The sequence below is a fragment of the Sunxiuqinia sp. sy24 genome, from assembly GCF_052677165.1.
Map to the genome: position 1 here is coordinate 401,634 of NZ_JBQYLH010000001.1, position 19,149 is coordinate 420,782.

The window sequence follows — 19,149 nt, forward strand, 5'->3', positions numbered from 1 at the left end:
AACGGAAACGTACGGGGCATTAATGTTTAGCAAAGTATGATAAAAGTCAGTTGCTTGCTTTCTGGTAAGTAAGGAGGGGTGGATCGGAAACGAAGGATAATTGCCTGTTTTGAGGAATTGCGTTTAGCTTGGCTTAGTGCGTGTATGTTCAGTAGAAGGTGACTTGCTTAAAGTAATTTGGTGAGTTTTCCTATTTCTGTTACAATGTAGGTTGTGGTTGAAGAGTTTGTATGTTGGAAATAGTGCCCTTTGTTTTCACCCCACTTGTCTTCTGGCGGTCTTGTTTGACTGCTGGAAGGGTCTAAAACTAACACCTGATTGATGCCCATGCCTTTGGCTCCCAGGATGTCTGCTTCCCAGGAATCTCCAATCATCATGCTTTTCTTTTTTTTAGCGTTACAGCATTTCAGGGCATGTTGAAAGATGCGTTTGTCCGGTTTTGGAGCTTGGACTTCTTCCGAAATAAAGATACGGTCAAAGTAGGCATTCAAGCCGCTTGATTCAACTTTCCCGCGTTGAACTTCCGTAAAGCCATTGGTGATGATGTGCATCTGATAGCGCTTTTGTTTCAGGTAATCCAATGTTTCAATCACGCCAGGGTAGAGCTGTTTTTGCAAGGGCATTAGCTTTAGGTAGTGCTCGTTCATGTCAAGCGGATCAATTCCCTGTATGTTAAAATGGTTCAGGGTGTCCTCAAATCGTTTCCGAATCAGTTCCTGTTTTCTGATTTGCTGTTTTCGATAAGCTTGCCATAGTTTGGTGTTAATGGTTTCGTAATAAGTAAAGAAGTTGTCAAAATCAGTTACCTGCTTGTCCAATCCAATTTCGCATACCGTTTGCTGCATGGCGAGCTTTGAGTTGGTTTCAAAATCCCATAAGGTGTGATCCAGATCGAAGTAAAGATGATCGTATTTTCTCATGCAGTTGAGTTTATTGTTTTCGTCATTGGCAAGCAATGAAGCAATTTGTTCCAAGTTTCAAATTTCAAGTTGTTCGAAGTTTCCTCAAAATCCGGGAATCTGAACATCCGAATAGGCCGTATCTTTGGTGAATGGTCAATTCGTCGTTTTTGTCGTCTTGCTTTTGCCTTCTACCACAATGACAATTTCTCCCTTAACGGTTTTCGATTTGAAATGATTGGCTAGTTCCGTGACTGTCCCTCGGGCGTTTTCCTCGTGCAACTTAGAAAGTTCTCTGGAAACCGATGCTCGGCGTTCGGGACCAAAAAACTCGGCAAATTGTTCCAGGCTTTTTACCAGCCGGTAAGGCGATTCGTAAAAAACCATGGTGCGTTCCTCTTCGGCTAGCTGGAGAAGCTTTTTTTGTCGTCCTTTTTTAGGAGGTAGAAAACCTTCAAAGCAGAAACGGTCGTTGGGTAGCCCGGAGTTAACCAGGGCCGGAATGAGTGCCGTTGCCCCGGGGAGACATTCGATTTCCACCTCATTGTCGATACATGCCCTGACAAGCAAATAGCCAGGATCGCTGATGGCCGGGGTGCCGGCATCCGAAATCAGGGCAATGGTTTCTCCTCCGGCAATGCGCTGTGCTATATGCTCGACCGTTTTGTGTTCATTGAATTTATGATGGGAAAAGACCTTCTTTTGAATTTCAAAATGGTTCAGTAGCTTGAACGAAGTACGGGTGTCTTCGGCCAAAATTAAATCAACTTCTTTTAATACTTTGATGGCCCGTAAGGTTATGTCATCCAAGTTCCCAATTGGTGTTGGTACAATATATAGTTTTCCCATTTTAGTGCTTGTAATTGTTTTTTTGTAATCGAGTCGTGTGTTATTTGCTCTTAGTTCGAAAATCGCCGCTTAACCAGCTGGGCGAACTGAATGCTGGTGTCTGTTTTTTTCCATTTGAAATTGGAATTCAGATAGGTGATAGCTTCATCCAGATTTTCCGCTTGGTCAATTTCTTTTACCGTTTGTGTAAAGAGGTGGGGATTGTTCTGGAAAAGTTCGCGGGTATATTGAAAACGGTCATTCAGTCCGATGGCTGTTTCCAGTTTATTGATGGGCGAGCTCGATAATTTGGTGTCCAGTGTTTTACCGTCCAGTAGTAAGTCGTTAAGGGATTTTCCTTTGACGAAATTATCTCCGAGAGTCTTGGTGAAGGCTGGCTCTTCCTCTTCTTCCGGCAGATTTTCAACCAGAGCGGGCTCAATTCCATCTTCTTCGTTGAAAGTTGAATTGGCCGCTGGTTCAGCTTGCGCTTCTTCTGTTTTTTCTGCTGTAGGTGTTACTGTTTCCTCTGGTTCCTGAACCTCCGGAGCAGCTAGAACTTGCTTGTTGGCTTCGTCTTGCTGAGGACTGGGAGTTGGTGGCGCGACCATTTCTTGTTTGGGTGCATCTTCAATGGCCGTCAATTCGTCCTCCACTTTTTCTTCCATTACAGGTTGCGAAAAAATGGGACTTGATACCGTTATGGGTTCTTGCGGTGAGTTTCCGTTGTTGTTGTTGTTGTTGTTGTTGTTGTTGTTGTTGTGCAGGCTCAGTTCTTTCAAGAATTCAAATTCCTGCGCTACAAGCTTCGATTTGCTCGCGGCAATGTCCAGCTCAAAACGGGAGAGCTCTTTGGAGTTCAGCAGTTCGCCGGCAATTTCATTCAGCTCTTCCAGATCTTTTAAAATAAGTTGTATTAATTTGTGCTTTTCCATAATCATTCAAAAACAATTTAACCCGACAATTTCGTTACTTTTGTAAAAGTAGTAAAATACAAATTTAAACACTGAAAATGTTTCTTGAAAGGGATGTCAGTCATCATAAAAACGGCGGAACGATAGAAGTTATTGCCGGTTCCATGTTTTCAGGGAAAACAGAAGAGTTAATCAGGCGGTTGCGCCGGGCTCAGTTTGCACGCCAGAAGGTCGAGATTTTTAAACCGATGGTTGATTCGCGCTATTCGCTGGAGAAAGTAGTGTCGCATGATGAGAACTCCATTCCTAGTTCTCCGGTCGAAAATTCAGGTAATATTTTGTTGCTGGCAGGCAATGTGGATGTGGTGGCCATTGATGAAGCCCAGTTTTTTGATAAAGGGCTGGTGGATGTTTGTCGGACCTTGGCCGATATGGGAATTCGGGTGATTGTTGCCGGGCTGGATATGGATTTCAAGGGCAAGCCTTTTGGTCCCATGCCCGATTTGATGGCTATTGCCAATTATGTTTCCAAGATTCATGCAATTTGTGTTCGCTGTGGTAGTGTGGCGCAATTTTCGCACCGGCTGGTTTCGAATGATAAACAAGTACTTTTGGGAGAGAAGGAGGAATACGAAGCCCTTTGTCGGGTTTGCTACAATAAGGTGAAAAATTTATGACTCAATTTTCGATTGATAAAATAGCAGCTGTTATTGGGGGGGCTCTTCGCTCTGTCCGTGCTGTTGAGCATGGTTTTATTTCATCGCTGTCTATCGATAGCCGAGCCTTGGTTGATCCGGATCTGTGTTTGTTTTTTGCTTTGGTGGGCGATCGGCATGACGGGCACCAGTATGTTCGGGAGTTGTATGAAAAAGGTGTTCGTAGTTTTGTTGTTTCAGTACTTCCAGCAGACGATTCAAGCTTTCGTGGCGCGAACTTTATTGAGGTGAAGGACACCTTGAAGGCGCTGCAGCAGTTGGCGGCTTTTGTTCGCCGTGAATTTCAGTTTCCGGTTTTGGCTGTCACTGGGAGCAATGGGAAAACCATCGTTAAAGAGTGGCTTTTTGATTTGCTTCAGCATGAATTTCGAATTCTGCGAAGCCCGAAGAGTTATAATTCACAAGTTGGCGTTCCGCTTTCGATCTGGAATATGCAGGGTGATGCTGATCTGGGTATTCTGGAGGCCGGTATCTCAAAGCCCGGCGAAATGAATAAGCTGGCAGCTTTAATCAGCCCCGAGATTGGTCTTTTTACCAACATTGGCGATGCGCATCAGCAAAGCTTTTCTTCGATGGAAGAGAAAGTATTGGAGAAGTTGCAGCTCTTTGAAGGAGCGAAACGGTTAGTTTGCCGAAGGGATCAGGAGTTGGTCTTTAAGTTGGCTTCTGAAAAATTTGTCAGCACCGGTACGCGTGTCTTTTCCTGGTCGACCAATGGTTTGGAGGCAGATATTGCTTTTGTGGTGAGCACCAAGCAGCAGTTTACACAGCTTCTATTTGAATGGAACGGAACGAATTATACGGTTCAGATTCCCTTTGGCGATGAGGCTTCCCTGGAGAATGCCTGTCACTGTCTGGCGCTGATTTGTGCCGAGGGGTGGTTGAGCGATTCTGTAATTCGCGGGTTTGAAAGCCTACAGGCAGTGGCCATGCGACTGGAGCTTAAGCAGGGAGTGAATGGATGCACGCTGATCAACGATTTTTACAATACCGATATTAATTCCTTAGAAATTGCCTTGCAATTTTTGAATCAGCAGACGAGTTCATCGGATCAGAGGAAGACCGTTATTTTATCCGACATTAAACAATCCGGCTTTGCGCCGTATCAATTATATACTGAGGTAAATCGCTTGCTTAAGCTCAATCAGGTGAGTCGCCTGATCGGTATTGGGCCAATGATTCATGAACATCAGTCGGTATTTCAGATGCCGGCACAATTTTATAATTCTGCGCGCGAATTTGCTGCGCACATGAAAAGTGAAGATTTTAGTCGTGAGTTGGTCTTGTTAAAAGGAGCCCGCGAGTTTCGTTTTGAAAGTTTGGCTTCTTTGCTTCAGAAAAAATACCACCAAACCCAACTTGAAATTAATTTGAACACCTTGGTGGATAACCTGAACTCCTTTCGGGCTGTGATTAAACCTGAAACCAAAATTATGGTTATGGTGAAAGCTTTTTCCTACGGAAGTGGGACTGTCGAGATTGCTCGCGCGTTGGAGTTTCAGAAAGTAGATTATTTGGCTGTTGCCGTTGCTGACGAAGGAATTGAATTGCGTCAGGCCGGAATTGAAACGCCTATTTTAGTCATGAATCCGGAGGAGCACAGTTTTGATGCGATGATCGAATATCGGTTGGAACCGAATATTTACTCCTTGAGCGTTTTCCAAAAATTCAACAGGGTGGCAGCTAATTCGGCGGTGTCATCCTATCCGGTTCATATTAAGCTGGAGACAGGGATGAATCGGTTGGGATTTTCTGATGCGACTGAACTGGCCACAATAGCAGTGCAAATTCAGCGGGAAGAAATACTGCGCGTACAGTCGGTTTTTTCGCATTTGGCAGCTACCGACGAGCCGTTGCACGATGCTTTTACACGTAAACAATATGAGCGGTTTCGGGAACTGGCTGATGTGGTGGTTTCGAAACAAAAAAATAAGGTGATCCGGCACTTGCTGAATTCGGCAGGAATTGAGCGCTTCCCGGAGTTTCAGATGGATATGGTTCGTTTGGGTATTGGGCTTTATGGTGTGGCTGCTGCCGCTATTGATGTTCGTCCGATTGCTTGCTGGACAACTGCCGTGTCGCAGGTGAAAAAAGTGGTGAAAGATGAAACGGTTGGTTATGGTCGCAAAGGCAGGGTAAGTCAGCCCACAAAGATTGCGGTTGTTCCGGTTGGCTATGCCGATGGCTATGATCGTCGCTTTAGCAATGGGGTTGGACAAGTGTGGGTAAATGGTGTTCGTGTGCCCGTAATTGGAAATGTGTGTATGGATATGACGATGATTGATGTTTCGGGCGTGGATGTAGAAGCTGGTGATTTGGTTGAGTTGATGGGAGAGCACATTCGCCTGAAAGAACTTGCCAATTGGGCTAATACAATTCCTTACGAGATATTGACTGGCATCTCGCAGCGTGTGAGGCGGGTTTATTCACAAGAATAGACAAGCAGCGTACGGTCTGTCAATAAAAAAGGAGAAATTGAGGTTTTAAACACCAGTTTCTCCTTTTTTATTTTTTATCGTCGATGGGTTTTTAGCCCAACTTGCTAATTCGGTCCAGTTTATGCGCATCCAGAATCCGGATCTTACGGCCATCAATGGCAATGACTTTTTCGCCTGCAAAGGTTGAAAGAGTGCGAATGGCATTGGATGTGGTCATGTTTGAAAGGTTGGCAATATCTTCGCGCGAAAGGAATGCTTTCAGCGTAGCGCCGTCGTTTTCATAACCATATTTCTCTTTTAGCAAGAGCAGCGATTCGGCCAGACGACCGCGGATATGTTTTTGTGTGAGTGTCACCGTGCGTGAATTGGAGAAGCCGAGTTCGCGGGCCAGCTTTCGTAAAAGTTTAGCTGCTATCTCCGAATTTTTCAGCATGCAGTTAAAGAAAAAGTCGCTATCGACATGGCAGGCTAAGGAGTCTTCCAAAGCAACAGCTGATGCGATGTGAATTTCGCCGGCTAAGAGCGCCCTATAGCCAATAAAACCATTGGGTTTTGTCATTCGGATGATTTGCTCTCGACCACCAACGCCCTCTTTAAATATTTTGATTTTTCCTTCAATCAGGAATGCAAATCCGGTGGGTTTGTCGCCTTCTTTGTAGATAAACTCATTTTTCCTAAAATTGGTCAGCGTGATATGTTTGAGTAGTTGCTCTTTTTCCTCGGGAGTTAGCAAACTGAAAACCGATTTTGGATTCTCAAGCATTTCTTTAATCCCCATTTCATGACTCAGCATATATTCCAACTTTATATGTTATAGAGCATCAAAGTTAACTAAATTTAACAAATAAAAAATCTTTTGAAGACTTATTTCGCCTTCAAAGAAGCTGACTGTGACTTTGATCCATTTCAATGGGTATTCACTGGAAAGACACACTTTTTGAACTAATGATACCTTGCAACGAGGGGCATTCGCCGGCCAAACCCAAAAGCTTTTGAGCTTACTCTTAAAATAGGAGGGGACTGAAATCTTTTGTATTCATTTTGATTGACCATCCGGGTGATTTTAATGACGGTTTCTTTATCGAAACCTTTGTGGATAATCTCCTCGGGCGATAGGTTCATTTCGATGTAATTGAACAGCACCTCATCCAATATGTCGTAATCCGGCAGCGAGTCCGAGTCTTTTTGGTCGGGGCGTAATTCAGCTGATGGTGGCTTGACAATGCTATTGTGAGGTATAATCTCTTGTTCGCGGTTAATGTAGTGCGAAAGTTTATAGACATCGGATTTGTAAACGTCGCCTAAAATAGACAGGCCGCCGTTCATATCGCCATACAGGGTGCCGTAGCCCACCGCGCATTCGCTTTTGTTGGTGGTGTTCAGAAGGATGTTACCAAACTTGTTGGAAAGGGCCATCACCAGAATGCCACGTGTTCGGGCTTGAATGTTTTCTTCGGCTACATCAGGTGGCAGGTTGTTAAACAAGGGTTTGAGTTGATTCTCAAAATCAGTCACCATGCTTTGGATTGCGACGGTGTCGTGTTGGATGCCCAGGTTTTCAGCCAGCTTTACCGCATCATCGATGCTGTGATCAGATGAGTAGCGCGAGGGCATTAGCACGCCACGAACATGTTCTTTGCCCAGGGCTTCCACGGCCAAAGCGCATACCAGTGCTGAATCAATTCCGCCTGATAGTCCCAAAATGGCATCTTTGAAACCCATTTTTTGAAAATAGTCACGGATGCCTAAAACCAACGCTTGGTGTATTTTTGCAATGTAATCCGGATGATCCACTTTTCTGGTCGAAGGGGTCTCGGTGTCAATTACTTGAAAATCTTCTTCGAAATAGGTTAACTCAACAGGAATTGTTCCATCTTCTTTCAGGAAAAAGGAGCCACCATCGAACACAATTTCCGTTTGAGCTCCAACTTGGTTGACATAGACAATTGGAAGTTGGTATTTGATTGCCTTCTTAATGAGAATATCTTTTCGCCAGCTCGCCTGGTTGTATGAAAAGGGGGAGGCCGAAAGGTTGATAACCAAATCGGGTTGGTACTGACTCAACTCCTCAAGTGGCGATCGGGTGTATAATTTATCTTTGCCAAATTCATTTTGCGTGGGCTGCTCATCCCACAGATCTTCACAAATGGTGATGGCCAGTTTTTTTCCTTTAAACGAGATCAACTCGAATTGCCGGTTGGGCTCAAAGTGGCGGTATTCATCAAAAATATCGTAGGTTGGCAATAATGATTTGTGACGCACGGCTTCAACCTGCCCATTGTTTAATAAGAAGGCAGAGTTGAATAGTTTCTTGCCTCGTGAACTTTGGTTGATACTTGGCCCACCTACCAGCGCGGCAATAGTCGTGCATTCGCTCGCAATTTTCAAAATTGCTTTTTCTGCCTTCTCAATAAATTCTTTTCGCTCGAGCAAATCGTGCGGATAGTAGCCCGTAACAGCCAGTTCTGAAAAAACGACCAGATCAGCTCCCTGGCGCTCTGCCCGCCGGATAGCTTCAATAATTTTGTTGGTGTTTGCCTCAAAGTTGGCAATATGGTAATTCAGTTGTGCCAGTGCAATTTTCATATGATTAAAATTAGAACCAAGACATTAGAATCAAGACACAAAACAAGATAGTTAAAGCATTCTCCTTTGTATCAAAAAGCCTTTTTGTCATGGGTGTTTCATCTGAGCAAATTATTCGTATTCAAATGTATCCTATGGAATTCGCAAAAATAACTGAAAAAGAACAAAAATCCCCTTGATTGCTTCCCTGAATTATGCGTAAAATTTTTATTCTCGAGCGTGGGGTGCTCACTAGAAGATGAGTCCCAGTTTCAGAACGAACGAATTCAAAGTTGTTTTGTCTTCAAATTGGTCGTTTGAGGTAACATCGAGAAAACCGTTTTTGTATACCAGCCCAAGGGTGATCGCGTTGTTGCCGCCCAAATCAAAATTGGAGCCAACACCGATATTCAAAGCCAGGTTAAATAAATTGACTTCATCGCTGATGCTCTGTTTGTCAAATGTTCCGTCGCTACTGTCGCCTTTCGCCTGGATATTGACAAAGGAGGAGAATCCAAATTGTCCCCAGTAAGACCAGCGCTGAAACTGGCTGGTGTGCAGTTTGATCATCAAGGGTACTTCAACATACTTTAAACGGTAGCGGAAGGTCGTGCCCGAGGCAAAGGTTTCACCTGCAAACTGAATATCACCCGACGGATTGTAATAACTAACTTTAGCTCCAACGTTGTTAATGATTAGTCCGGTGGAAATGGCATACTTATTATCTGCGTCAAAATAGAAATCAGCATTCACTCCATAATCAAAGCCCATGGCCACTTTCCCTGATTCAACACCTTCCGTATCGGACGAAAACCAGTTAATGGAGGGACTCCCTGTGAAGGATAACTTGATGGCACGTTGCGAGAACGCAGATTGACTTAGCAAGACAAGTAAGATTAGAAGTCCAAGGGTGTTTTGTATTTTTTTCATGATTTTTCTATTTCTGATTAACTGAACGGACGATGGTGGTTTTTTTGTATCTGCAAATCTCGAACTTTCTTTTGAAATAGACAATTAATTTGTTTAACAGTCACGTTCGGCATTGATTAACTAATGAGTCAGGCTGAATGGCTGAGCGGAGTTTAGTTAAATCTGCTGTCTGTGGGATTGAAAATCGGATTTTCCTATGCTACTAGCAAAGTCTATGGCTATGTTAATATACTGATTGAGAGTCTGCGATATGTTCTTTTATTTTTATTTAATCTAAATAAGCAGTAACTTGATGGGGAATTGATTGAATAACTTAAAACAGTTAAAAATGAAGACAAGAAATGAGATGATTAGAAGAACAGTACTTTTTGCTGTGGCAATGGTATTTGTTTTTGGAGCTGGGGTGTTTACCGTCCAGGCTCAGGATGACCCCATGGTTTTTGCAATTGTCGACTTTATGAAGGTTAACGCTGGTGATGAAGGGAAATATGTTGAAATAGAGCAGGATGTATGGAAGCCCATCCATCAGGAACGAATCAACCAAGGCGAGATTATTGGTTGGATTTTATATCGAATTCACTACACAGGGGCTGATGATGAGTATAACTTTGCTACCGTTGCTGTTTTTGACGATCCATCCAAATTGGAACATACTTTTTCGGTAGATATGGAGAAGGTACACCCCGGAAAAGATATGGATCAGCTGTTTGATGAAACCATGAATAGCCGACAGCTTGTCCGGCAAAACCTGATTCGTCGGGTCGGTGCTGTTTATCCTGAAGGCGGCCCCGGAGATTTTAAGTACATCCAGGTCAACAGCATGAAAGTAAAGCCCGGACATGGAGGTGCCTATGTTGATAATGAGATGAACGTATGGAAACCTGTGCATCAGGAGTTGGTGAATGCGGGGACACGCAGTGGGTGGTCCTTGTGGCAGTCGGTTTATCCTTTTGGCGAGAGCTTGCCCTACGATTATATAACAGTTGACTATTTCGCTGATTATTCGAAGCTGGGAGCAGCTGATGTTTATGGCGCCTTTGAAAAAGCACACCCCGGAGAAGATATCAATATGTTGATGCAAGAAACCACCGAAGCAAGGAGCCACGTGCGTGCCGAATTGTGGGAAGTGATTGATTCGATTTGGAAACAATAAGGACTTGATCGGAGGATCGTCCGTTTCACGTTTTTTTTTATTTCCTCAGAAAATATTTTGTAGTTTAACGAGTTCTAAAGTTGACCCCGATCTCAAGTTGTCGGGGTTTATTTTGACTTTTAGTTGAATGGATAGTTTAGAAAAAACGAAAGATTGGATTACGGTTATGAAGCGTTGCTTACTGGTTGTTTGTGTTGTTTGTGTTGTTTGTTCGTGTCAGCGAAATCCGTTGAAGATTGATGTTTCGGATGTTGAAATTGAGCTGGCCGTAAAGTCTTATGATGATGCGCTTTTTGCAGACAGAGCACTGACGAAAGAAAGAATCTCTGAATTGCAGCAGGAGTATGGGCGCTTTTTTGAATTGTTCAACTATCACATGATTGGTGTTGGAGGTCCGGAAGATGCCGGTTTTCTTCCGCAGCTTAAGTCTTTCGTCTCCGATACGATGATTGTAAGTCTAAAACAGAAAGCAGATCAGTTGATCGACAAAAAGGCTTTGGAGCATGATTTTACCTTAGCCTTTAAACACTATCATTACTATTTCCCAAAAAAAGTAGTTCCAACAATTTATACCTGTATTAGTGGATTTAACCAGTCGGTGGTGTTGGCTGATTCGCTGATAGGCATTAGTTTGGATAAGTATTTAGGTGCAGACTCTCCGTATTATCCGAGTCTGGGACTTGCGAAATATAAAACCCGAAACATGCATCCGCAAAAGATTGTATCAGACGCTCTTTATTTTTGGGCGATGACTGAATATCCCATCAACTTGACGGCCAGTAAGGTAATTGAGAATATGGTTTATCAGGGCACCTTGTATTATTTTGTTGATGCGATGATGCCTGAAGTACACGATACGCTGAAGATTGGCTACACCGCTAAGCAGCTGGCGTTTTGTCAAACGAGTGAGGCAGCGATGTGGAGTTATTTAGCCGAGCAGAACTTGTTATTTTCGACCAAGCGGATGGATATTAAACGGTATGTCGATGATGGCCCTTATACAGCCAGTTTTACCACCGAATCGCCTGGAAGGGTGGGGGCTTGGTTAGGCTGGCAAATCGTCCGGGCGTACATGAAAAAGAATCCGGAAGTCAGCCTGAAGCAGCTGATGGAACAACAGGATTATCTCAGCCTGTTAAATCAGTCGGGCTATCAGCCGAATTAGCTTCATGTAACGATTTTTCCCGATGCTGGTTTCAATTTTCTGATGCTTCAGTCTGTTCATTCCTGAAAATGAAGAATGATTTTGGAAAATAGAACTCCCGCTCTCTTCAGGAAACAGATCGATTGAACAATGAAAAAAGCTGGCTGCACGCACTTGCAGCCAGCTCTGAATCAACCTTCACGCAGATTGAGCGGATTGGCCTTGGAAGGCTTGATGCCTTCTTTTTTTCAGCACTAAAGCCGGCCAACCTCAATTAGTATTTTATTTCTCAGACAATGTTGGTCCTGTTTGCGCCTTGTCCATCGCTAATTTGAGCGGGTCAATTTCTTCGCCCCAGTAAATCGTTCGGTGTGGAAATGGAATTTCAATATGGTGTTCATCGAAAGCGGCTTTCAGGCGTTTGCGATAGGCTCGGCCAACGATCCACTGCTGACTGGGTTTGGTTTTTATTCGGCCCTTAATTACCAGCGCGCTGTCGCCAAAACTATCGAGTCCAAAGATTTCCATCGGTTCCAGAATGACTTGTTTAAACTGCTTGTCTTGTCGCATGTTCTCCGATACTTCCTCCATAATTCCCATGACTTTATCCAAATCTTCCTTATAGGCCACGCCAATGTCGAAAACGATGGCCGACCACTCTTTAGTCATGTTCGAAACCGTATTGATTTTACCATTCTGAAAGATATGTACCACGCCCGACAGATCGCGTAGAGTGATGGTTCGGAGCTCAATTTTTTCGACTAATCCTCCGGTTCCATTAATGATGGCGATATCGCCGGTGCGGATCTGGTTTTCAAGTAAAATGAAGAATCCGCTGATGAAGTCGCGCACCAATTCCTGCGATCCAAATCCTACGGCCAGCCCAATGATACCGGCACCTGCCAAAATTGGGGCTATATCGATGTGTATCTTTTTCAGAAAAATCATAATGAATATGGTCCAGATAATTGCGGCAATTCCTTTGCGGACAATCCCCATCAGAGTGTTTAGCCGTTTCTCCACTTCCAGGTCGGGATCCTCTGCGTGATGAACGGTTCGTTTGGCCAGAATCTTTTTTAGGTTTTTGATCATGAAGGAACTGGCACGAAGGGCGATCAGCAAGAGAATAAAGAGGATGATGATCGATGGTAGTTCTGTAATAATCCATTGCGACAAACTTTTCACAAAAGTTTCCCAAAAGTAGGAGGTGAATAATTTTTCCATTGTTTTTTAGTAAGCGATGATTAATAATTTCAGATTCTTGAGTTATCGGGAACAAACGTTCTTTTTTTATTCAACCTAAATGTAATGAATCCTTCCCGGGATATCAGACTAAGTAGACACGCACGGGAGGGATTTTAAATATATGGAATATCATGCCAGTCGTTAAATGACTCTTGCTTGATGTGTTCATGTCTTTATTGGTCAGTGCGTTATGTCTGTTGTGGGCGTTATTCTTAGAGAATATCCCGATGTAGAATTAAAATGAACGTTGTAGAATTCGTTTCACAACAGGGCTTTGCATGAGGTTGTTTAGCACAGTCTTTTGTAATTTCGTCGATAAGCGAACCTGTTTCGTCTAATAAAAGTGGATGTTGCAATGAGTTTGCCAAATTTAGATGTCTTAATTTTTTTGATCAAAAAGGCTTTTATTTCCTGAGTTAAGGATTAAACGTTTGATTAAAAAAGGAGTCTACATACTAAACGAAATTGACCAAAGTGAAAATTACGATTGATCAGCTAAGTAAAATCTATCCCAATGGGAACCGGGCGCTCAACGATGTTCATCTGGAAATTGAGAATGGCATGTTTGGACTACTCGGACCTAATGGTGCTGGGAAGTCCAGCCTGATGCGGATTTTGGTGACCTTGATGAAGCCCAGCAAAGGAAAAGTAACCGTTAACGGTTATGATTTGGTGAAGAATCGGAAAGAGATTCGCAAGATGCTGGGTTACCTGCCGCAGGATTTTCGCTTCTTTTCACAACTGAAAACATACGAATTTCTGGATTATGCGGCGCGCCTGGCGGGCATGAAAAATGCCAGGGAGCGGGCAAGTGCCGTGGAAAAGATGCTGGAAGAAGTGGGCTTGTTTGAAGCGCGCGACCGGCAGGCCAATCGCTTGTCGGGAGGAATGAAACGACGCCTGGGGATTGCCCAAGCCCTGATCAATGAACCTCAGATTATTATTGTGGACGAACCCACTACGGGGCTGGATCCTGAGGAGCGCATTCGCTTTCGAAATTTGTTGTCGACCATCTCAACCAATGATGTCATTATTATTTTATCTACGCACATTGTAGGCGATATTTCCAGTACCTGCAAAAACATGGCCTTGCTTAATTTTGGCGAACTGGCTTACAGTGGTTCGCCCGATGAACTGGTTGAAAAAGCCAGGGATAAAGTGTGGCTCATTCACGCTACCGAGACCGAATACCAGGAAATCAATGAAAGGTATCCGGTGATTTCCAATGTTCCCACCAGCGAAGGATGGGAAATTCAGGTGGTGGCCAATGAGATCAATGGGTATTCGGGGCACAACATTGATCCGAACCTGGAGCATGCTTACGTTTATTTTATGGAAAGTCGTTTAAATCAATGGACTTCCAGTTGAAAATTATAACACGAGCTATTATCATCTAAGGATGAACCTTTAAACTGGTAACTGAAGGCAGGAGCAGGCTCTGTGTCCAGCCAACTGAAAACTTTAAACTGTCAACTGAATAACGTTTATGATCTCGATTCACAATATTCGCTCAATAGCCCGTTACGAAACAACGACCTTATTGCGCAGCTGGTTTTTTCGGATTTTCGCAATCCTGGCAATGATCTTCCTTTCTTTTTTCAACTTTGGCGTATTGATTGAATCGAACGGAGGAGCCGGACATTGGGCCATGAAGGGCCTTGCGTCAATCATTCCGTATGTCAATCTCTTGTTTTTGAATGTGGTTCAGGCTGTGATTGCTATTTTCCTGGCTTCCGACTTTTTGAAACGCGATAAAAAGCTGGATACGACTGAGGTGATTTACATGCGTCCGATGACCAATGGCGAATATGTGATTGGCAAAACCCTGGGCAACCTGGTGGTTTTCATTGTGCTCAACCTGATTATTATGACCATTGCCCTCATCTTTAACCTGATTGCGCAGAACACCAGCGTTGACTTGAATGCTTACCTTTATTATTTTTTGGTGATCAGTGTCCCCACTTTGGTGTTTATTATGGGGCTTTCTTTTTTGATTATGTCGCTAATTCGGAACCAGGCCGTCACCTTTGTGGTTTTGCTCGGTTATGTTGCCATTTCGCTGTTTTATCTTCAGGATAAATTTTATTACCTGTTCGATTATATGGCTTTTAATATTCCGTTGACCTTTTCTGATTTTGTTGGTTTCGGAAATTTGAGCACCATTCTTGTTCACCGGGGAATGTATTTCACCTTCGGTATCGCCTTTATTTTTTATACCATTCTCCTTCTGCGTCGCTTGCCGCACTCCGAAACGATGCGTCTGTTTTCGTTGCTTTTTGGGACTCTCTGCCTGGCCGGAGGGATCTACCTGGGGAGCATACATATAGGTTCTTTTTTAAAAGATCAGAACCTGCGTGAGGAAATGATTCGTTTGAACGATGAATACCTGGGAGTTTCGCAACTGGCAATTGCCAATTACGATATTCAGTTGGATCATCAGGGTGAACGCATTGCATGTGTCGCTACCTTGGATGCCCAAAACACCAGTGACGATCGGATGTCAACGGTTCTTTTTAGTTTGAATCCGGATTTGAAGTTGAAGCAGCTTACGGTGGATGGAAAGGCTCAGGATTTTGACCGTAAACTAGGACTGGTCGAGTTGACAGGCTTGAGTGTTGAGCCCGAACAGAAGTTGAAAGTTACCTTTACCTATGCCGGTAAAATAGATGAAGCGGCCTGTTTCCTGGATATTGATGATGAAACCCGCCAGGAAGCTTACCGCAACTTCATGTACCAGATTGATAAACGACATGCTTTTATTACGCCGGATTATGTGCTGCTGACCCGCGAAAATAATTGGTATCCGATTCCAGGAGCTGGCTTTGGCGCAAAAAATAAGCAGTGGCTGTCGCGCCAATTTAGCAACTATCGGCTTGAAGTAACTTCTCGCCCGGGCTTAACGGCTATTTCGCAGGGCGTGGTTGACGAACAGGAAGGGCGCTTTGTGTTTACCAACTCGCATGCGCAGTCGCAAATTTCATTGACCATTGGGTCTTACGAAAGAATGAATCAGGAAATTGATGGACTGGATTTCAGCATCTATTACCGAAAGGGACATGACTATTTTTCAGAATTTTTTAAAGAAATTAAAGATACCATTCCGGGAGTTATCACCGAAGTGATTCAGGATTTTGAGCGGGATGTTGATCTTTATTATCCTTTCGAGCGGTTTTCGCTGGTTGAAGTTCCGGTTCAGTTTTACTCCTACGAACGGATTTTGACGGGGGCGCGGGAGCAAATTCAACCCGAGATGATTTTATTTCCTGAAAAAGGCTTGCTGGTGAATGAGGCTGACTTCAATGGACGACTGAGCAGGCAGCGCCGCTATGGAGGACGAAATGATGAGAATCTGACGACAGAAGAAAAGAAAGTGCAGGTGTTGCAAAATTTCCTGTCGACTTTTACGCAAGAACAGGGGCGTCCCGATTTTAACCGCTCGCAGGGTGAGTTGGAGATCGAAGAAACAAAGAATGCTTTTTATGCGTTTCCACTTTTTTACAACTATGCTTTTTATATTCGTTCTGAGCGCTGGCCAGTAGCCGACCGCGTGTTCGAAGCCTATAAGAAGCAAGTAAGCTCCAATCCTCGAATGGGCTGGATGCGCGATTTACAGGGTATGTCGGAAGATGAACAAGCCAACCTTGCGTTGTTGTCGCAAAGCTTTGAAGAGATATTGAACGATCCGGAGCAAAATCAAATTATTGATAATGTTATTCAGCAAAAAGGTAAGGCGCTGTTTTCCATTATCAAGACCAAGGCCGAAGATGAAGCTTTCGAAGATTTCTTGTATGACTACCTCAGCGATGTGAAGTTTACTGCTTCGAGCATTGAAGATTTTAATGATGCTATTTGGGATGAATTCGCCATTGATTTGATTCCTTATATGGAAGATTGGTTTAGCAGCACACGTTTGCCGGCATTCCTGGTTGGAAGTGTCGATGCGGTGAATGTGCTGGATGGCGACCAACTGAAAACGATGGTGAAGTTTAAGGTGAGCAACACCGAAGATGTGGAAGGCATTATCTCGGTCGATTTTCGCTTGGGAGGCGGCCCCGGTGGAAGGGGAGGCGGCATGGGCAGTTCGCCGGAAACTATTAGTAAGCTAATTCGTCTGGAAGGTAACCAAACCAAAGAAGTGAGCTATTTGCTTAGCGGCACACCCCGCGGAGCGAATATCAACACATTGACGTCTAAAAATATTCCATCCGAAATTCGCTTACCATTGGATAATATTGAAGAAGACAAGAAAGCAATACCTTACGAGGGGGAAAATATTGTCGATCTGCCGGTCCGTATTGCGGAGGATAATGAGATCATTCTGGATAATGAAGATCCGGGATTTGAAGTGGTGGGGGAGCCCGAAACCAGCCTGCTCCGTCAATTGCTCATTAAAGAGGAAAAATCGACGGGTAAATACTCGGGATTCTCCAGCTGGCGTGCGCCGCGTAGCTGGACTTTGACCACTCATTCGAGTTTCTATGGTGCTTATATTCGCTCGGCGTATTACCTGCGCTCGGGCGAAGGCGATAAAGTGGCTACCTGGAATGTACCCATTTCTGAAGCCGGTTATTACCAGGTGTATGCTTATGTGTATAAAGATGATCGTCGGGGACGGCGTGGTGGTGATGGCGGAGAATATCACTTTATAGTACATCACGATGATGGTGATGAAGACGCTTTAGTAGACCTGAAATCGGCCGAAGATGGCTGGAACCATATAGGGGGTTACTACTTTTCTCCGGATACGGCCAAAATTGAGTTAACTAACGAGTCGTCCGCCCGCATGGTGGTGGCCGATGCAGTCAAACTGATTAAACAATAAAAGACAAGATGAAACTAACTTTAGTCAAACTTAAATTCCTCATTCTTCTGGCTCTGTTTCCTGGAAGTGCGGTCGTCGGGCAACAACTTCTGAGCCTGGATAAAGCGATGGAAATTGCCTCGCAAAACAGTCCCGATATCCGACGCTCGCTTTTAAATCTGGAGCGTTCGCAGGAGTCACTGAATGCGCAGAAAGCAGCTTTGAAATCGCAGTTCTCATTAAGCCTCAATCCGATTGAATACAGCCGGACTCGGTCGTTTGACGATTACTACTCTTCCTGGTATACTAACGAATCGTTTGGTTCATCGGGAACATTTACCGTGTCACAGCCAATTTTGCTGACTGATGGGACGGTGTCGCTGGTCAACCGTTTTGGCTGGCAAAAAAGCAACAGCGATATTAATAATGTTGAGGACCGATCGTTTACCAATAATTTATATATCAGCCTGGCTCAGCCGCTGTTTACCTACAACCGGCTGCGACTTCAGTTAAAAGAGTTGCAGCTCGATTTGGAGAATTCGAACCTGAGTTACGCCATGCAGCAGCTTAACCTGGAAAAACTGGTGACTCAATATTTCTACAATGTTTACATGTCGCAGATGAGTTTGACCATTTCGAAAGATGAGCTGGCTAATACTGAGAAAAGTTATGAGATTACCAAAAACAAGGTTGAAGCCGGACTGGCTGCACGCGAAGAATTGTACCAGGCTGAGCTGAACTATGCAACGGCCAAGTCGAATGTGCAGAACCAGCAAGTGAATCTTGAGAATTATAAAGACCAGTTTAAGCAATACATTGGCATGGATATTTATGAGGAGATTGCGGTGATGGCCAATGTTGATGTGGTGGCGGTTGAGGTAGACCTGAAAAATGCTATTGATTATGGATTGGGTTCCCGAATGGAGCTACGTCAGCGGGAGATCGATATTGAAACCTCGCAGTTCGACCTGATTCGGACCAATGCGCAGAATGAGTTTGAAGGGGAGATGAACTTGTCAGTCGGAATCATTGGCGATAACTCCAAGCTGGGCGATATTTATCAGAATCCAACGAACAACCCACGGGTTTCGCTTTCATTCAATGTGCCTTTGTTCGACTGGGGGGAGAAGAAATCGCGAATCAAAGCCCAGGAAGCGGTGATTAAAACCCAGGAATTGAGTTTCGAGCAGGAGAAAATTCAAATCATTATGGACATCCGTCAGGTGTATCGCTCGCTGCAGAATCTCAAAAACCAGATTTCCATCGCCGAGCAGAACGAACGCAATGCCCAGCTGACCTATGAGATTAATCTAGAGCGCTATGCCAATGGCGATTTGACCAGTATGGACTTGAACTTGTTTCAGACCCAGCTTTCGGAAAAGAAAATGGCTTATGCGCAGTCTTTAATCGATTATAAGATTGAACTGCTCAATCTGAAAATCCAGACGCTGTATGATTTTGAGCAGAGTCGGGGCATCGTTCCTGAAGAATTAATCAAAAATAGTAATAACTAAAA

14 protein-coding genes are annotated in these 19,149 nt (G+C 44.0%); 7 read left to right on the top strand and 7 right to left on the bottom strand.

What is annotated here, in order from left to right:
• Positions 1 to 167: 167 nt before the first annotated feature.
• The 3 genes from ACUNWA_RS01575 to ACUNWA_RS01585 form a co-directional block, all read right to left on the bottom strand.
• Positions 168 to 920 carry a YjjG family noncanonical pyrimidine nucleotidase gene (locus tag ACUNWA_RS01575; protein ID WP_445590120.1) on the bottom strand — a complete coding sequence of 251 codons (753 nt, stop codon included), beginning with the start codon at positions 918 to 920 and terminating at the stop codon, positions 168 to 170.
• 135 nt (positions 921 to 1,055) lie between these two features.
• Positions 1,056 to 1,748, bottom strand: a complete 693-nt coding sequence (gene rsmI, locus ACUNWA_RS01580) for a 16S rRNA (cytidine(1402)-2'-O)-methyltransferase (RefSeq protein WP_445590121.1) — start codon at positions 1,746 to 1,748, stop codon at positions 1,056 to 1,058.
• Between the two features lie 50 nt (positions 1,749 to 1,798).
• Positions 1,799 to 2,668 carry a hypothetical protein gene (locus tag ACUNWA_RS01585; RefSeq protein ID WP_445590122.1) on the bottom strand — a complete coding sequence of 290 codons (870 nt, stop codon included), beginning with the start codon at positions 2,666 to 2,668 and terminating at the stop codon, positions 1,799 to 1,801.
• Positions 2,669 to 2,739: 71 nt separating this feature from the next.
• Between ACUNWA_RS01585 and ACUNWA_RS01590 the strand changes: the two genes are divergently transcribed.
• Together ACUNWA_RS01590 and ACUNWA_RS01595 are read left to right on the top strand one after the other, a co-directional pair.
• On the top strand, positions 2,740 to 3,318 hold the full coding sequence (locus tag ACUNWA_RS01590) for a thymidine kinase (RefSeq protein WP_445590123.1): 579 nt from the start codon (positions 2,740 to 2,742) through the stop codon (positions 3,316 to 3,318).
• Positions 3,315 to 5,795, top strand: coding sequence for a bifunctional UDP-N-acetylmuramoyl-tripeptide:D-alanyl-D-alanine ligase/alanine racemase (locus ACUNWA_RS01595; RefSeq protein WP_445590124.1), 2,481 nt, complete (start codon positions 3,315 to 3,317; stop codon positions 5,793 to 5,795). Before ACUNWA_RS01590 ends, ACUNWA_RS01595 begins: the two co-directional genes overlap by 4 nt.
• Positions 5,796 to 5,886: 91 nt before the next feature.
• Here the strand turns inward: ACUNWA_RS01595 and ACUNWA_RS01600 are convergent, their stop codons facing one another.
• The 3 genes from ACUNWA_RS01600 to ACUNWA_RS01610 all read right to left on the bottom strand — a co-directional run bounded on the left by ACUNWA_RS01600 (position 5,887) and on the right by ACUNWA_RS01610 (position 9,290).
• The gene (locus tag ACUNWA_RS01600; RefSeq protein WP_445590125.1) at positions 5,887 to 6,588 is read right to left on the bottom strand and encodes a Crp/Fnr family transcriptional regulator; all 702 of its coding nucleotides are present in this window, start codon (positions 6,586 to 6,588) and stop codon (positions 5,887 to 5,889) included.
• Between the two features lie 149 nt (positions 6,589 to 6,737).
• Complete coding sequence (locus ACUNWA_RS01605) at positions 6,738 to 8,381, bottom strand: NAD+ synthase (RefSeq protein WP_445590126.1); 1,644 nt, start codon at positions 8,379 to 8,381, stop codon at positions 6,738 to 6,740.
• A gap of 231 nt (positions 8,382 to 8,612) precedes the next feature.
• On the bottom strand, positions 8,613 to 9,290 hold the full coding sequence (locus tag ACUNWA_RS01610) for a porin family protein (RefSeq protein ID WP_445590127.1): 678 nt from the start codon (positions 9,288 to 9,290) through the stop codon (positions 8,613 to 8,615).
• A 328-nt stretch (positions 9,291 to 9,618) separates the two neighbouring features.
• Here ACUNWA_RS01610 and ACUNWA_RS01615 point away from each other — a divergent pair, with 328 nt between their 5' ends.
• Positions 9,619 to 10,443 carry a hypothetical protein gene (locus ACUNWA_RS01615; protein WP_445590128.1) on the top strand — a complete coding sequence of 275 codons (825 nt, stop codon included), beginning with the start codon at positions 9,619 to 9,621 and terminating at the stop codon, positions 10,441 to 10,443.
• 127 nt (positions 10,444 to 10,570) lie between these two features.
• Positions 10,571 to 11,608 carry a gliding motility lipoprotein GldB gene (gldB, locus tag ACUNWA_RS01620; RefSeq protein WP_445590129.1) on the top strand — a complete coding sequence of 346 codons (1,038 nt, stop codon included), beginning with the start codon at positions 10,571 to 10,573 and terminating at the stop codon, positions 11,606 to 11,608.
• 261 nt (positions 11,609 to 11,869) lie between these two features.
• Here gldB and ACUNWA_RS01625 read toward each other — a convergent pair whose 3' ends face one another.
• Positions 11,870 to 12,811 (bottom strand): mechanosensitive ion channel family protein, encoded by a 942-nt coding sequence (locus ACUNWA_RS01625; protein WP_445590130.1) that lies wholly within the window; start codon positions 12,809 to 12,811, stop codon positions 11,870 to 11,872.
• Positions 12,812 to 13,306: 495 nt separating this feature from the next.
• Between ACUNWA_RS01625 and ACUNWA_RS01630 the strand changes: the two genes are divergently transcribed.
• The 3 genes from ACUNWA_RS01630 (at position 13,307) to ACUNWA_RS01640 (ending at position 19,147) form a co-directional block, all read left to right on the top strand.
• A complete protein-coding gene (locus ACUNWA_RS01630; RefSeq protein WP_445590131.1) occupies positions 13,307 to 14,200 on the top strand; it encodes an ABC transporter ATP-binding protein in 894 nt (297 codons plus the stop codon).
• Between the two features lie 118 nt (positions 14,201 to 14,318).
• Entirely contained in the window at positions 14,319 to 17,654 is a 3,336-nt protein-coding gene (locus tag ACUNWA_RS01635; protein ID WP_445590132.1) for a golvesin C-terminal-like domain-containing protein, read from the top strand.
• An 8-nt stretch (positions 17,655 to 17,662) separates the two neighbouring features.
• The gene (locus ACUNWA_RS01640) at positions 17,663 to 19,147 is read left to right on the top strand and encodes a TolC family protein (protein ID WP_445590133.1); all 1,485 of its coding nucleotides are present in this window, start codon (positions 17,663 to 17,665) and stop codon (positions 19,145 to 19,147) included.
• Positions 19,148 to 19,149: the final 2 nt, after the last annotated feature.

Excerpts from the sequence above, each read along its gene's own strand:
- ACUNWA_RS01600 (WP_445590125.1), bottom strand. The coding sequence starts at position 6,588 with ATGCTGAGTCATGAAATGGGGATTAAAGAAATGCTTGAGAATCCAAAA.
- ACUNWA_RS01610 (WP_445590127.1), bottom strand. The coding sequence starts at position 9,290 with ATGAAAAAAATACAAAACACCCTTGGACTTCTAATCTTACTTGTCTTG.
- ACUNWA_RS01605 (WP_445590126.1), bottom strand. The coding sequence starts at position 8,381 with ATGAAAATTGCACTGGCACAACTGAATTACCATATTGCCAACTTTGAG.
- gldB (WP_445590129.1), top strand. The coding sequence starts at position 10,571 with ATGGATAGTTTAGAAAAAACGAAAGATTGGATTACGGTTATGAAGCGT.
- ACUNWA_RS01615 (WP_445590128.1), top strand. The coding sequence starts at position 9,619 with ATGAAGACAAGAAATGAGATGATTAGAAGAACAGTACTTTTTGCTGTG.
- rsmI (WP_445590121.1), bottom strand. The coding sequence starts at position 1,748 with ATGGGAAAACTATATATTGTACCAACACCAATTGGGAACTTGGATGAC.
- ACUNWA_RS01635 (WP_445590132.1), top strand. The coding sequence starts at position 14,319 with ATGATCTCGATTCACAATATTCGCTCAATAGCCCGTTACGAAACAACG.
- ACUNWA_RS01585 (WP_445590122.1), bottom strand. The coding sequence starts at position 2,668 with ATGATTATGGAAAAGCACAAATTAATACAACTTATTTTAAAAGATCTG.
- ACUNWA_RS01640 (WP_445590133.1), top strand. The coding sequence starts at position 17,663 with ATGAAACTAACTTTAGTCAAACTTAAATTCCTCATTCTTCTGGCTCTG.
- ACUNWA_RS01590 (WP_445590123.1), top strand. The coding sequence starts at position 2,740 with ATGTTTCTTGAAAGGGATGTCAGTCATCATAAAAACGGCGGAACGATA.
- ACUNWA_RS01625 (WP_445590130.1), bottom strand. The coding sequence starts at position 12,811 with ATGGAAAAATTATTCACCTCCTACTTTTGGGAAACTTTTGTGAAAAGT.
- ACUNWA_RS01575 (WP_445590120.1), bottom strand. The coding sequence starts at position 920 with ATGAGAAAATACGATCATCTTTACTTCGATCTGGATCACACCTTATGG.
- ACUNWA_RS01595 (WP_445590124.1), top strand. The coding sequence starts at position 3,315 with ATGACTCAATTTTCGATTGATAAAATAGCAGCTGTTATTGGGGGGGCT.